The sequence below is a fragment of the Paenibacillus catalpae genome, from assembly GCF_900112695.1.
GTDB classification, from domain to species: domain Bacteria; phylum Bacillota; class Bacilli; order Paenibacillales; family Paenibacillaceae; genus Pristimantibacillus; species Pristimantibacillus catalpae.
This window is the reverse complement of sequence record NZ_FOMT01000002.1, coordinates 766652-779241: the sequence shown is the minus strand read 5'-3', so window position 1 is coordinate 779241 and position 12590 is coordinate 766652. Positions and strand designations below refer to the sequence as shown.

Sequence of the window (12590 nt, the reverse complement as noted above, 5' to 3'; positions counted from 1 at the left end):
CTTTACAGCTTATCTCCTGTCTATAGTTATATTCATACTATGAAGATGCATAAAAGGTTTGTGTGCTGGGGTATAAAAAAATCAGCCAGGTGAAATCACCTGACTGTATATGTATGTACTTTCTTATAGGTTGTTGTCTTTTCTTCTCAGAAAACCAAGCAAGCCCTTTTTCCGCTTCTCCTGCTTTTCCTCCAGAATCCGTTTGACGCCATGCAGCAGCAGCTTAGATCTAAGCTCGTCCTCGTGACTGATCTTTCTCATCTCCGCAAAAAACTGTTTGTCCATCCGCTACCCTCTCCGTCACTAGCATCTAGCTGTATCAAAAGTCCTATATTATTGTACTTCCGCACCGGAGACTTGTCAAAATTTGTCGTATAAAGAGATAAAAATCCCACATTTTACCTCGTTTGAGGAAAAAATGTGGGATTTTACACTTATTTATGAAAACTGATATTAGAAGCTAACGGCAACCTTCTCAGCTTTCGCTACGCCTTCAGCAATAATGGATTCGGCTTTGTCGCTGAACTGGTTATGGCCTTCAACGATAACTGTTTCGAAGTTCGTTACGCCGAAGAAGCCCATGATGTTCTTCACATAGTTAAGGGACATCTCAGCTGCAGCGTAAGGACCTTCGGAATATACGCCGCCGCGAGCGTTCAAGAGAGCAACTTTTTTGTCGCCTTGAAGACCAACCGGGCCGTTAGCCGTATATTTGAATGTTTTGCCTGCACGGTTCAAGTAGTCAATGTAAGTGTGCAGAACAGCTGGAATTGTGAAGTTCCAAAGCGGGAAGCCAAATACCACTTTATCCGCAGCGATAAATTGATTCAGGTATTTGTCTGCAATGCTTACAGCTGTTTGCTCTTCCGCAGTCAGCTCAAGGCCTTGAGCTGCTTTGAAGCCGCCGTTGATCAGGTTTGCATTCAGGTAAGGCAGTTCCTCTTTGAACAGGTCCAGCTCAATTACAGTATCTTGCGGGTGAGTTGCTTTATAGCTAGCGAGAAAAGCGTCATACAGCTTAACGCTGACAGCGATATCTCCACGGTCATTTGCTTTTACGAACAGTACAGTACTCATCTTATTAATTCCCTCCATAAAATAATGTGTAGTTAACTTTTTGTAACTACCTTTATCTTATAGAGTTTTACATTCGCCATCATCGGCAATTAGGCGGAAAAATAGAGCAAGACCGGTCTTACGACTTTAGGCTGAGACGATTTATGCCATCTGTCCTTTATTCTGAAAGAGGGGTGCCGCAAACAGCGCGGCCTGCGTACGATCGGTAAAATCCAGCTTGCTGAGAATGCTGCTGACATGCGTCTTTACTGTCTTTTCCGCGACAATAAGCGTCTGGGCAATATCCTTGTTGCTCAACCCCTTCGTCAGCAGCTCCAATACTTCAAGCTCCCTTGGCGTCAAAACGTCAAGCGCCTTATCCTTATTCGGTTGCAGTCTGACCGGCTCAACATTCAGTTCCGGTTCCATACGGCTGAGCAGCGCCCGTGATATATCCGGATGAAGCTGGATATTCCCCTTATAAGCGCTTCTAATCGCTTCGGCGAGCTGATCCGGCTCCACATCCTTCAACATATAGCCGATTGCGCCGGTATGCAAAGCGGGTACAATATGGCTTTGATCGGAAAAGCTGGTCAGCACCAGCACCTTGATATGCGGATGCTGCTCCTTAATCAGGGCGCTCGCCTCAATCCCGTCCATAACCGGCATATTCAAATCCATCAAGACGATGTCCGGCTGCAGCTCGCCCGCCTTGTCCACCGCCTCCCGTCCGTTTTGCGCCTCTCCGACTAATTCAAAATCCGGCTGCATCGACAGAAAGAACGATATCCCTTTCAATACAATTTGATGATCGTCTACAAGCAAAATTTTGATTTTCATAATAAGTAATCACCGCTGCTTCCCTTCTCTTCCTCACAATGCGACTGAACCGATTCAAGCGGAATAATCGCTCTGACAATAGTCGGTTTTCCCCGTCCGCTTGTAATCGTTAATGAACCGCCAAGCGCCTCAGCCCGCTCCCGCATCGATCGCATCCCCATCGTCTGACGGCCTTTTTTTCGGTCAACCTGAAAGCCAGACCCTTCGTCCCTGACCTCCAGAACCGCTGCCCCATCCTGCTGCTTGATCAGCCGAATATAAGCAGTCTCCGTCCCGGAATGCTTCCTAACATTATTTAAAGCCTCCTGGCCAATTCTCCAGAATGCTTCTTCAATCGCGCGCGGGAGCTCCTTAACCCCGTCTGTCCGATCAAAAATAGCCAAATTAAGTCCCAGCCCGTATTGCTTAAGCGCTGGCAGCAGTCCATTCTCGAGACCTGCCGGATGCAGCTGCCAGATCAATGTGCGCATCTCCTTCAGCGCCTCCTGCGACAGCTGTTGGATTTCATGCAGCGACCGCTGAACGACAGGGTCACGCCCGGCAAGCACATTTTCCGCGCCTTTCGCGAGGAAGGATAAGGAGAATACCTTTTGAACAACGGAATCATGCAAGTCGCGCGCCATCCTGTTCCGTTCCTCCATTCGCGTAAGCTCGCTCCGGTGCTCATAAATGCGCAGGTTTTCTACGCATAACGTAAAATGATCTCCCAGCGAATACATAAAATCCTCATTGAGGTCATCGAACTGCCGCTGATCCGGACTGCTTATAAACATGACGCCAATCGTGCGGTTGCGCACCCGAAGCGGAATGGCGGCTGCCGATCGGTACGGCGGAATGCCAACCGATTCCAGCATGTTACCCTCCATGCAGGAGGATTCAATGACAAACCGATTATCTAGGAGGGCTGCGCCGATCGGGCCTGCTTGATCAACAGCAAGTGACTGCCATTCTTTCGTGACCTGCCCGTTCGAATATAAGGCGCGCAGAGAGAGCTGCTGCCCGTCAAACATAAATAAGGAGACATTCGGCCAGCCGAAGGCGTCTCCAATATATTGCACTGCCTTGATCGGCAGCTGATTGATATCCTGCACACCGTTAATCCGCTGGATCACATCTCCGAGCTTTGCATACAGCACCGCATTCCGTTCCTGTGTCTGATACAAGCGAATCCGATTAATGGCCGTTCCGATCTGGAGCGCGATAGCCTGCAGCAGAGCAAGCTCCTCCTCGGTGAACTTTTCCTTGCCCGCCTGTGCCACGTTCAGCAGACCAAACCGGTCTTTGCCGGCTTTAAGCGGTACCGTAGCATGATGAGTGATCCCTTCTGTGCTGCCCAGCTGATGGGTTACTGCATACGTAATTCGCTTGCATTCAATAATATTAACAGCATGGGTAAGCTTATTCTGCCGGTAACGCTCTACGCACCAGCAGTCTTCCCCGCACATAAGCGCATAGTTGCCGGCGGTTAAGGCAGGAGGCAGGTTGTGATGGGCCGCGCAAGTATTTCCCGGCACATCGTCATCAATTAAGAATATCCAGCCGGTCGTAAAATCGGTCACTTCCAGCAGCTTTACCAGCACGTCGTTTAACATCTGATCCATATCATTGGTTGTGTTCAGCATTTCTGCAATTTCCTTAAGCGCGGCAAGCTCGCTGACCCGAATTTCTCTTGGCATCCGGCACCCCTCCTCTTCTACCACCATTATACACTTACTTTTCCCCATGCCTCCAGCAGGGCATCCCGAAACAGCTTATCCAGCTGTTCATCAGTGAGACCTTCTGCTGTGTCCAAGCCTTTTGCAGCCTGCTCGAAATAAAGGATTTGGCCCTCCAGATAGTCGTTAAGCTGCTGGATACGCGGCTCCATACTCAGCTCTTCGCCTGCACGTTTTCTGAGGAGAAGACGTTGAATAATGTCATAAAGCTCGCTGTCACCCGGGATTAAATCCTCTACAAGCTCCTCGAACAGCATAGGCGGCATTTCATTATATTTCTCAATCCAGCTGCAGGCCAGCAGCGGACGAAGTACATAGAAGTACTTTTTCACTCGGACCGTATCGCCCTGCAAATATTCCCGGTAATTGCCCTTCGCCATATGGAGATAATGGAACATACAGGACTTTGGCGAAAAGGTTGCGGTGGAAAAGCTTCGGATTCGTTCGGCTGTCGTATAAGGCTCCATGTACCTGATCGGCGATTGCAGCCATTCCAGAAGTGGCGGGTTCGATTTGCTGAACAGGGCTAATGCCTTACGCAGATCCCAGCCGTTTATATCCAGCATCCCGCTGATGGGACGTTCGATTACATCCCTTCGTTCCCTGATCGACAAATAACATTCCACCGGCCGTACATAAAGGAAGCGGACGTCGTAGTCGCTGTCCTTCGACGGGAAACCCCAAGCGCGGGAGCCGGACTCGCAGGCGTACAGGATGCGGATATTGTCTTCCTCCTCGATACGTGCGAGCTCGGCCTCGATTTTTAACCGGTAATGCTCATCCATAACACTGCTCCCCCCTAACCCGAACGTTTGCCGCCAAGCAGCTGATTTAACTGCTCAACCAGATTGCCCCCGCCCGTGAGCGAAACGCTTCCGACGTTATCGCATATTTTTTCCAGGAACTCGAGCTCCTTCAAGCGGTACAGCGTGGCATTCTCATCCATCAGCTTCGCCGTATTCAGAAGGCTTCTCGTGGATGCCGTTTCCTCGCGGCGCGTAATGAGATTAGCTTGTGCTTTTTTCTCCGCAAGAAGTACGGTATTCATAATGTCCTTCACTTCACCGGGCAGGATGATGTCCTTCACGCCCGCGCTAAGAAACGCAACTCCGTATTCCCCGCTTCTTACCGCCAGCCTCTCCAGCACAAAAGCGCCAATCTCCTGTTTCGTGCGCAGCAGCTCATCCAGCTTCATCGTCCCTACATATTCCCGCAGGATTAATTGAAGCTGAATGTACAGCTGTTCTTCGAAGCCCCTGATCTCCATCGCTTTGAGCGGATCCTTCATGACGTATTGGCTGACAAAATTTAAGCGAAGGGTCACTTTATCCTCCGTCATCATTTCCTGTCCGGTCAGATCCAGCTGCTGGCGGCGCATATCCACCGTTTGTACCGCAACCGAAACCGGCGTACGCCAGAACCGGTATTTGCCCGGACCAAGCTCCCTCTGCAGCACATTATCATAGAACAGGAAGCCTTTCTCATGACCCGCCACCTCATGGGTGCTGTAGAACGCATTCAGCTTCAACAGATCTGCGGCATTTAAGGATGCTGGGAGCTCGATATTCCGGGTATTCAGGCGAGTGAAAGCATGCTTGATCGCCGACTTCCAGTAGGCGTACTTGCCTGCCTTCAGAAGGCCGCTGCTTCTGCCGTCTTCGTAATGAAGCACATATTCGTCATCGGCAACGTCAATGATGTGAAGCTCCTCAAGCAGTCCGTCATCATGCAGGAACAATGCAAGCTCCTTGCCAGGCACGACAAACGGCTTGGTTACATCCATTACCGTTACCGTCATTTTCGAGAAATAGGGAAAGCGGTGTTTGCCCGGACCAAGCAGCCTTACGTAGCTTCCGTCCTTAAACAGCAGTCCACGCTGATCGTTTTGAATCGTAATTTTGTTTATATATGTCGTCATAGGTGTATAACCTCCTTTGATTTTGCGTTGATTGGCGAAAATGCTCCCGAACCCGAAGCGGAGTTCCGCTTAAGAATGGCATCCCTGCTCGACCGGCTGACTCCTCCGGCAGCGCAGCAGACCGTCTTGCTTGAGCCTGCCTGCGGTACGTTTGGCAGCAGCCCTGGATGCAGTTATCTTCCGTCCGGTATCCGCGGACTGCAGAGCCTCGGCGTATGGTGCAGCTGTTAGAGCCTGCTGAGCATTTTCTCCAAAACAACATGTTCGCTTTGAGTTTGATTGATCTCGATTAAAAGTCGAGTCATCGCTCTACCAGAATCGTCTCCCAAGGACGATGGAGGATTCGAACCTCCGCAATAATTGAGTAAAGTACGTACCAAGTCCGACAGCATACCGCGTACAGAGACTGCACGGGTACTGCGGGATGATCATCGACATCCCCGCCCGGTTCGGCCCGGCCGTTTGCTTTACAACCTCATTAAAATCGATGCTCGGTTTCAGGAACATGGTGGAAGTATGGCGAATACCAAAAAGCATGATTAGGTTGGATGAAATCCAGCGTAGAGGAACGCAAGCAGCAAATCGCCTCGAAGTTACTGTAGTGAATCCAACGTACATTGCGGCAGAGACCAGGATTAGACGAGTTACTTCGGAACACTCTAACTAACTTTCCCTGGAGAAAGTCCCTCCAAAGCGTATCCCGTTTCGCCAGCCCTTGTTACAATAGAGGTAACTACCTCTTCCGGTTGAAAGGGGCCTCATGAACCGTGGCAAAAGAAAGCTTTGATAAAGAAATCCAGTTTCTGCGAATGCTGGTGCTGACCAGCGGCGCTTATAACCGTCAGCAGTTCGCCGACCGGCTCGGCATCTCTGTACATACCTTCGACAAGACGATCCGGCGCTTAAAGGACATTGCCGGAACCGTCCAGCAGCAGACAGCTGATGAACAAAATAAAGCAATGGCAGACATGCTGCGAACCAGTTATTACGAATCGGCAGACCCTCTTCTGCTCTTCCTTTTCCGTTCCAAATCACTCAAGGAATCTGAGAGCTACCGCTTATCCCTCCTCATCGCTTCCCTGCAGGAGCAGTCGCTTACTTCAATGGAGCTTCTCGAGCTTTGCAGCGAAGGAATGCCGGGAGAGCTGGCTCTGCCAGATGAGAAAACAATCCGCTCCGATCTCAAATATTTGGAGCAGGCAGGCGTTATCAGGCGGCTTCCGGGCGGAAGACCGCAGAAATATACCGCGCACAATGATTTCGTAACCATGCTCTCCGACGAAGAATTATCGGACCTGTATGCTTTTGTAGATGTGATGGCCAACACGCAGGTCCCTTCCGTCCAGGGTTATCTATTGAGGGACAGTCTTAAAAAAGCGATGAAGCGCCGGCAGCTGCCGGACGGGGCAAGTGATCTGTTCTTATATAAGTACCACTATCATTCGCGCATTCTGGACGAAGCGCATCTCTATACGATCATGCAGGCGATTGAGGCCAGACGGAAGCTGAGCTTCCACTACTTCACGCCCAAATCCAACCAGAGCTATCAGTCCAAAAATACAAATCCGATGTTCACCAAAGAGTCGGAAGGCAGACTTGCCGAGATGCTGCCGCTGAAGATCGCTTACGACCATCAATATGGACGCTGGTATCTGCTTGGCTATAGCGCAGGACGATCCGGTGTAGCGATTTTCCGAATGGAAGGCATTACGCAGCTGGAGGAAAGCGGATTTGTGACGGAAGACGAGTACATGACAAAGCTCGCTTCGCTTGAGCGGAATACAAGGTACAGCTGGCTCGTTGATATGGGCAGACCGGTTGAGGTGAAAGTAAGATTTTTCAACCCGGATGGGGCAAAACGAAACTTCATTAAAGACCGGGTGCTGCTGCAAGGACAGTGGGGTGTCATTACGGAGGAGGATGACGTTTCATTCCTGTTCGAGATTACGGTAAACGGCACGCAGGAGATCAAGCCTTGGCTTCGCAGCTTTGGATCCAGCTGTGAGGTACTTGAGCCCGCGGCATTAAGGCGGGAGTTTATTAAAGAATGGAAGGAGCTTGCGGCTTACTATGAACCTGTTCGAAAAAATATTCAATTACCGGATGATGGCACAGCTTGATGAGCATGGTGCCCTTGCCGTTACCGCACAGGAACGCCGCTGGCTGCTGATGATGCTGGAGCATCCGGATGCTGTCGCTGCGATCGAAGCAGATACCCTGCATAAGCTTCAGCAAAGCCTCAGCGGATCGGATGAACAGCCCCATACCGGTAATTTCCGGACCATCATTATAGAAAAAGCCGCGAGCACCACGTCTTCCCTGTATCATCCCATGCTCCGGACGTTAAGACAGATGATTGTGAAGAAATCGGGCATGCAGCTCCACTATTTCCGTAAAGACGGTCATCTGCTCCCCCGCCAGGCCGGTGTTCCTTACAAGCTGGAATACTCCATGGTGAAGAGAGAGTGGTATTTGCTCTGGTACAACCGGAGAACCCGCTCACTGATGTCGACCAGATTGCGCAGTATCAGCAGTGTTGAAGAAATGCCGGTAAGCGAGGAGTTTTTCAATCAGGCGGCAGACGCGCTGGCCAGACAACGGGATAAGCGCATGCAGCACGCCATGATTGAGATTATTCCGGCTTATAACAGAGAGCTGTCCCGGATATTGTATGCTTTCTCCTGTTTTGACAAGCAGGTACATTACGATGAGCTATCTGATACTTATACGATCAAGCTGACTTTTCTGGGCGACGAGACGGAATATGTGCTGTCAAAGCTTCGGTTCCTCGGCCTGCGCGTCCGCGTTGCCGACCATCCCTATATGAAGTATCGGCTGCGTGAAGCAGCGCATAAATCATTAGCCCGTTACGGCGATGCTTCAGCCCTCGAACCGTCTCAGCACAATAACGGCGTTATGTCCGCCGAAGCCGAATGAATTGGATAAACCGATGTTCAGCAGAGCGGATTGTGCTGTTGTTGGAACATTAACCAAACCGCATTCCGGATCAAGCTGCTCAAGGTTAATGGTCGGCGGCACGATTCCTTCGCGCAGACTCTGAATGAGGGCAATCGCCTCAACGCCGCCTGCCGCTCCTAACATATGACCCAGCATCGACTTATTTGCCGTAACCGCAATACGGCTGGCCTCTTCGCCGAATAACCGGCTGATCGCCTGGCCCTCCGAGCGGTCCCCAAGTCCCGTGCTTGTCGCATGCGCGCTGATGATATCCACATCGGAAGGTTGAATTCCCGCATCTGCAAGGGCAGTCCGCATGGCCGTGTACGCCCCTGTCCCTTCCGGATGTGTCGCAACAATGTGATAAGCATCGGAGCTTGCCCCGTAACCAACCACCTCGCCAAAAATTTCCGCCTGCCGTTTCTTCGCATGAGCAAGTGACTCTAGCACAACAATACCCGCTCCCTCCGACATCACAAAACCGTCTCGGCCCTGATCAAACGGCCGGCTTGCTTTCGTCGGATCCTCATTCCGGGAAGATATAGCCTGCGCATTGCCAAAGCTTGCAAGCGACAGCTCGTTTACCGTTGCCTCTGCCCCTCCCGCAATAACCACATCCGCCACACCAAGCCGAATGAGCCTCATCGCTTCACCAATCGCGGTATTGCCGATTGAGCAGGCTGTAACCGGCGCCAAGGTTGGACCCGTTAATTGGTACCTGATACTAATTGAAGCTGCAGCCATATTGGCAATCATCATCGGCACCAGCATCGGACTTACGCGTTCAGGTCCGCGTGTGCGCAAGATTTCGTCCTGCTCCATTAAGGTGCTTAATCCGCCAATCCCCGAGCCGACATAGACCCCAATGCGGTCCCGGTCCATCTCATCCAGCTTGAGGCCTGCATGTGCAATCGCCTGATCGGCGGCGGCAACGGCAAATTGCACGAAACGGTCCATCTTTCTTGCTTCTTTGCGGCCAAACAATCCTTCCGGATCGAAATCAGCAACCGTCCCTGCTATTTTTGTTTTCAGCCTTTCTGTATCAAAAGCATCTATCCGCGAAATTCCCGACTCGCCCCGCTTCATGCGGCTCCATAACTCATCAACCGTTTTCCCTAGCGGCGAGATAACGCCCATTCCCGTAATAACTACACGTTCCATAGGTTTAACACTCCTTAAAAGAATGATCACACAAATAGCGCGATTCTCGCTGTTTGTGATGATTCTTACCTCGTAAGCATTCACTTTATCAGGTGGCTGCACCTCAAAATTAGTACCTGATATTAAATCATGTTGCCACAGCAAGTATCCTATTACAAGTTGTCGTTTATCCTAGTATAATGAGTAACAGGATTAACCGATTCGGAGGTATGAATCATTATGAATCATAAGACGCGGCTCGCCGCGCTTTCCAGCTTTCTTAAAGCCCAGCGGGCCAAGCTCACGCCGGAGGAGGTCGGTTACCCTCCCGGCAGCCGGAGAAGGACACCAGGCCTCAGACGGGAAGAGGTTGCAGCTCTGGCTGGCGTAAGTACGACCTGGTATACCTGGCTGGAACAGGGACGGGACATTCAGGCCTCCCCCAATGTCCTTGACGCCATTGCTTCTGCCCTGCGGCTTACGCATGATGAACGCAACTATTTGCACGGCCTTGCGTTGGAGCCCGGAGCAGGAGCATCCGGTACTGCTGAGCTGCCCTCCTATTCATCGGATGCGGTCAGTCCGCCATTACGCAAAATTCTGCAGGAATTAAGACAATGCCCCTCCATCATCTCTGACCGCCGCTGCCAAATTGTCGGCTGGAATGAAGCTGCTGCCCATGTCTTTGTCGATTTTGCCCAGATTCCCGAATCGGAGCGAAATATGATCAAGCTTATATTTACAAGGCAGGAGCTTCGCCGTCTTGCGGTTAATTGGAAGCAGTTCGCGAGCGGGTTTCTGTCCATCTTCCGGGCTTATTACGGGCAATACGTAGAGGATAACTGGTATGACCAGTTTCTGAAGGAAATGAAGGAGCTGCATCCGGATTTTCAGGAGCTGTGGGAGCATAGCGAGGTTCGTACAGCGCCCGAGGTAGTTCTGGAATTCCGGCATGCGAAAGCGGGGAAAATGCTTTTCCATTTGACATCCCTGCAGCTGCAAGGCGGATCGGATCTACGCTGCAGCATTTATACGCCGGCGCCGGACAGCGATACGGAAGAGAAGTTAAGCAAGCTTATGAGAAAAAAACCGTCTTAGCCCTGGTTTATGGCTAAGACGGTTTTTAGCTCGTTATTCCTGTACTGCAACCATCCGGTTCGTAAGTGCGCCCAGCTTCTCAATCTCGATCGTTACGACATCCCCGGCTTGAAGATACACCTGCTTCTCCGGCGGATATCCCATCACGACGCCTTCCGGCGTACCCGTCAGAATGATGTCTCCTGGAGACAAGGTCATGCATTGCGAAATATAGCTGACAATCTCCTTGCAGTTAAAAATCATATCCGACGTATTCGAGTCCTGACGCACTTCTCCATTTACGCTACAGCTGATTCGCAAAGCATTCGGGTCGCCTACCTCATCCTTGGAGACGAGATACGGCCCGATAGGCGCGAATTTATCGCAGGATTTGCCGGCAAGCCACTGGCTTGTCCGCGTCTGCAGATCGCGGGCTGACAGGTCATTAGAGGCACAATATCCAAATACATAATCAAGGGCTTTATCCACCGATACATTTTTCGCCGTGCGTCCGATTACAATCGCAAGCTCTGCCTCATAATCAACCTTTTGCGTCGACTTTGGCAGAGGCACATCCTCACCATGCGCGGCAAGCGCGTTGTTGAATTTGCTGAAGAGGATCGGATATTCGGGCAGCGGCATATTCGTCTCCTCCGCGTGCTTGCGGTAATTAAGGCCGATACAAATGATTTTCCCTGGCTCCGGCACACATGGTCCGTAAACAACCTCCGACTCATTCAGGTAACGCACTTGCTCTTCCTTGAGCTCCGCAAGATGCTGTTGAAGGTTACTTAATGCTGTCTCTCCACCTTGCAATAGACCGTTTATGGTTATATCGCCAGCATCCACAATACCTTTATCGGTATATACTCCCAAACGATAAGAAGCAGAAGCTTCCTTTTCCCTGAAGTTGACTAATTTCACGAATAAGCCCTCCCGGTATTCCAATGATATACAATAGATTCCTCCTTCATTATAGCTCTGCTTGTCCCTAGGAACCAAACAAAAACTTTTTTGTTCGGAATTATCCGTATTTCTTCATCATGCCGAGAAACTTGCTGCCCGTGAGTGCGGGTGTTCCGGCATTCAGGCGGAATACTTCATCGGAGCCCGGTTTGTTAATGCCTGGCTGTGTGGTGAAGAATAGCGTAACACCTGCATTTTTCTCAAGCTGCTTGGCTGCCCGGTTAAATACGCCATACGGGAAAGCGATCATCTGATAAGTGTTATTCAGTTCTGTTTTCAGACGTTTTTCCATCAGCTGTGCATCAGCCTCCACGCGAGCCAGGTATTCCTTCTGAGTCTCTGCCCGGCCTTTGTCCTTCAAATAGATCGGATTGCTCAGCTTAGGTCCTGTTTTGCGGCCTTTCTTATCGAGCGGAGCGTAGTCATGCTGATTATACGTATGGCTGTAAAAGCTGAAGCCCTCGGCTTTAAGCTTGCGCATCGTATCCCAGTTCAAATGCTTCGTTTGCACATTCTGTTTGTCACTGCTCGATCCGATGATGAAGTGAGTGGCGACAAAATGATATTTTTTCATAATCGGAACCGCATATTGGTCAAAGCTTTCGTAGCCGTCATCAAAGGTAATGACGACTGCATTATCCGGCACCTTTGCTTTCTTCTGCATGAAGTCCAGGAATTGTTCCACACTAATGACATTATAGCCGTTCTCCTTCAGAAGCTTCATCTGCGTACCGAACCGGCTCGGGGAGATCGTTGCTTCGCTTTCCTTCCCGTCAATATGATGATACATGAGGACAATAACCTTATTCTTATAATGTGCAGGCTTGTTAACGGCTGCGTTCAGCTCATACTGGGACACCGGCCAAGTGATCGCAATGGCGATAACGAGGAGTGCAGCAATCACTTTCATTCTCACAACT

13 protein-coding genes are annotated in these 12590 nt (G+C 50.5%); 4 read left to right on the top strand and 9 right to left on the bottom strand.

Annotated elements, in window-relative coordinates; genetic code table 11:
• Positions 1-123: 123 nt before the first annotated feature.
• The 6 genes from BM200_RS30010 to BM200_RS11145 all read right to left on the bottom strand — a co-directional run bounded on the left by BM200_RS30010 (position 124) and on the right by BM200_RS11145 (position 5529).
• Positions 124-285, bottom strand: a complete 162-nt coding sequence (locus BM200_RS30010) for a hypothetical protein (RefSeq protein ID WP_175532834.1) — start codon at positions 283-285, stop codon at positions 124-126.
• 168 nt (positions 286-453) lie between these two features.
• A complete protein-coding gene (locus tag BM200_RS11165; RefSeq protein WP_091185085.1) occupies positions 454-1077 on the bottom strand; it encodes an FMN-dependent NADH-azoreductase in 624 nt (207 codons plus the stop codon).
• Between the two features lie 141 nt (positions 1078-1218).
• Positions 1219-1896 carry a response regulator gene (locus BM200_RS11160; protein WP_091185083.1) on the bottom strand — a complete coding sequence of 226 codons (678 nt, stop codon included), beginning with the start codon at positions 1894-1896 and terminating at the stop codon, positions 1219-1221.
• Complete coding sequence (locus BM200_RS11155; protein ID WP_091185081.1) at positions 1893-3572, bottom strand: GAF domain-containing sensor histidine kinase; 1680 nt, start codon at positions 3570-3572, stop codon at positions 1893-1895. Before BM200_RS11155 ends, BM200_RS11160 begins: the two co-directional genes overlap by 4 nt.
• A gap of 26 nt (positions 3573-3598) precedes the next feature.
• Positions 3599-4396 carry a nucleotidyltransferase domain-containing protein gene (locus tag BM200_RS11150; protein WP_091185079.1) on the bottom strand — a complete coding sequence of 266 codons (798 nt, stop codon included), beginning with the start codon at positions 4394-4396 and terminating at the stop codon, positions 3599-3601.
• Between the two features lie 14 nt (positions 4397-4410).
• Entirely contained in the window at positions 4411-5529 is a 1119-nt protein-coding gene (locus tag BM200_RS11145) for a slipin family protein (RefSeq protein ID WP_091185077.1), read from the bottom strand.
• Positions 5530-5604: 75 nt separating this feature from the next.
• On the opposite strand from BM200_RS11145, the gene BM200_RS30005 reads away from it, so the two are divergent.
• From BM200_RS30005 to BM200_RS11135, 3 genes are all read left to right on the top strand, one after another.
• A complete protein-coding gene (locus BM200_RS30005) occupies positions 5605-5760 on the top strand; it encodes a hypothetical protein (RefSeq protein WP_175532833.1) in 156 nt (51 codons plus the stop codon).
• A 536-nt stretch (positions 5761-6296) separates the two neighbouring features.
• Entirely contained in the window at positions 6297-7649 is a 1353-nt protein-coding gene (locus BM200_RS11140; protein ID WP_091185074.1) for a helix-turn-helix transcriptional regulator, read from the top strand.
• Positions 7600-8466, top strand: coding sequence for a WYL domain-containing protein (locus BM200_RS11135; protein ID WP_091185072.1), 867 nt, complete (start codon positions 7600-7602; stop codon positions 8464-8466). The genes BM200_RS11140 and BM200_RS11135 overlap by 50 nt, the downstream gene beginning before the upstream one ends.
• On the opposite strand, the gene fabF is transcribed toward BM200_RS11135, so the two are convergent.
• The gene (fabF, locus tag BM200_RS11130) at positions 8410-9648 is read right to left on the bottom strand and encodes a beta-ketoacyl-ACP synthase II (RefSeq protein WP_091185070.1); all 1239 of its coding nucleotides are present in this window, start codon (positions 9646-9648) and stop codon (positions 8410-8412) included. The genes BM200_RS11135 and fabF overlap by 57 nt on opposite strands.
• 219 nt (positions 9649-9867) lie before the next feature.
• Here fabF and BM200_RS11125 point away from each other — a divergent pair, with 219 nt between their 5' ends.
• On the top strand, positions 9868-10725 hold the full coding sequence (locus BM200_RS11125) for a helix-turn-helix transcriptional regulator (protein ID WP_091185068.1): 858 nt from the start codon (positions 9868-9870) through the stop codon (positions 10723-10725).
• A gap of 33 nt (positions 10726-10758) precedes the next feature.
• Here the strand turns inward: BM200_RS11125 and BM200_RS11120 are convergent, their stop codons facing one another.
• Entirely contained in the window at positions 10759-11628 is an 870-nt protein-coding gene (locus tag BM200_RS11120) for a fumarylacetoacetate hydrolase family protein (RefSeq protein ID WP_091186271.1), read from the bottom strand.
• 100 nt (positions 11629-11728) lie between these two features.
• Entirely contained in the window at positions 11729-12580 is an 852-nt protein-coding gene (locus BM200_RS11115) for a polysaccharide deacetylase family protein (protein ID WP_245773013.1), read from the bottom strand.
• Between the last annotated feature and the right edge of the window lie 10 nt (positions 12581-12590).

Bases quoted from the DNA above. Each gene is read 5' to 3' on its own strand.
- BM200_RS11160 (WP_091185083.1), bottom strand. From the start codon at position 1,896: ATGAAAATCAAAATTTTGCTTGTAGACGATCATCAAATTGTATTGAAA.
- BM200_RS11135 (WP_091185072.1), top strand. From the start codon at position 7,600: ATGAACCTGTTCGAAAAAATATTCAATTACCGGATGATGGCACAGCTT.
- BM200_RS30010 (WP_175532834.1), bottom strand. From the start codon at position 285: ATGGACAAACAGTTTTTTGCGGAGATGAGAAAGATCAGTCACGAGGAC.
- BM200_RS11165 (WP_091185085.1), bottom strand. From the start codon at position 1,077: ATGAGTACTGTACTGTTCGTAAAAGCAAATGACCGTGGAGATATCGCT.
- BM200_RS11125 (WP_091185068.1), top strand. From the start codon at position 9,868: ATGAATCATAAGACGCGGCTCGCCGCGCTTTCCAGCTTTCTTAAAGCC.
- BM200_RS11150 (WP_091185079.1), bottom strand. From the start codon at position 4,396: ATGGATGAGCATTACCGGTTAAAAATCGAGGCCGAGCTCGCACGTATC.
- BM200_RS11145 (WP_091185077.1), bottom strand. From the start codon at position 5,529: ATGACGACATATATAAACAAAATTACGATTCAAAACGATCAGCGTGGA.
- BM200_RS11115 (WP_245773013.1), bottom strand. From the start codon at position 12,580: ATGAAAGTGATTGCTGCACTCCTCGTTATCGCCATTGCGATCACTTGG.
- BM200_RS11155 (WP_091185081.1), bottom strand. From the start codon at position 3,572: ATGCCAAGAGAAATTCGGGTCAGCGAGCTTGCCGCGCTTAAGGAAATT.
- BM200_RS30005 (WP_175532833.1), top strand. From the start codon at position 5,605: ATGGCATCCCTGCTCGACCGGCTGACTCCTCCGGCAGCGCAGCAGACC.
- fabF (WP_091185070.1), bottom strand. From the start codon at position 9,648: ATGGAACGTGTAGTTATTACGGGAATGGGCGTTATCTCGCCGCTAGGG.